The sequence below is a fragment of the Methylobacterium sp. J-048 genome (assembly GCF_022829515.1).
Taxonomy (GTDB): Bacteria; Pseudomonadota; Alphaproteobacteria; order Rhizobiales; family Beijerinckiaceae; genus Methylobacterium.
Genome location: NZ_JAKSYL010000123.1, coordinates 1 through 354, shown reverse-complemented (window position 1 = coordinate 354; position 354 = coordinate 1). Strand labels below are relative to the sequence as shown.

At 69.8% G+C, this 354-nt stretch carries 1 protein-coding gene; it reads right to left on the bottom strand.

All coding sequences use genetic code 11. The features are described 5' to 3' along the window. On the bottom strand, positions 1–354 hold a 354-nt coding region (locus MKL09_RS10700; protein ID WP_279605811.1), incomplete at both ends, for a nitrilase-related carbon-nitrogen hydrolase.

The following is a 354-nucleotide window of genomic DNA, read 5'->3' as shown; positions in this document are numbered from 1 at the left end:
AGCAGGCGAGCGCGCCGACGCGGCCCACCGCCGTCTCCACCACGGCAAGGCCGGCACCGTCGCCCTGACCCCAGATCATGCGCTCATGATAGGTCGGGGTGATCTTGCGGCGCTTGAGCCTCAGCGAGCCGTCGGCATCGTAGATCAGCTGCGCGTTGTTCAGCGCGCCGTGGTCGCGCTCGTTCACGCCCAGCACGATCACGACGCCGTGCCGGCGCGCGGCCGCCGCGACTGCCTGGGTCACGGGTCCGGGCAAGGTCGGCGCCCGCTCGTAGAGCTTCAGGTGTTCCGCCCCCTGCATCGCCGGCGGCAGCACAAAGGAAAAGTAGGGGTAGTAGGGGACGAAGGTCTCGG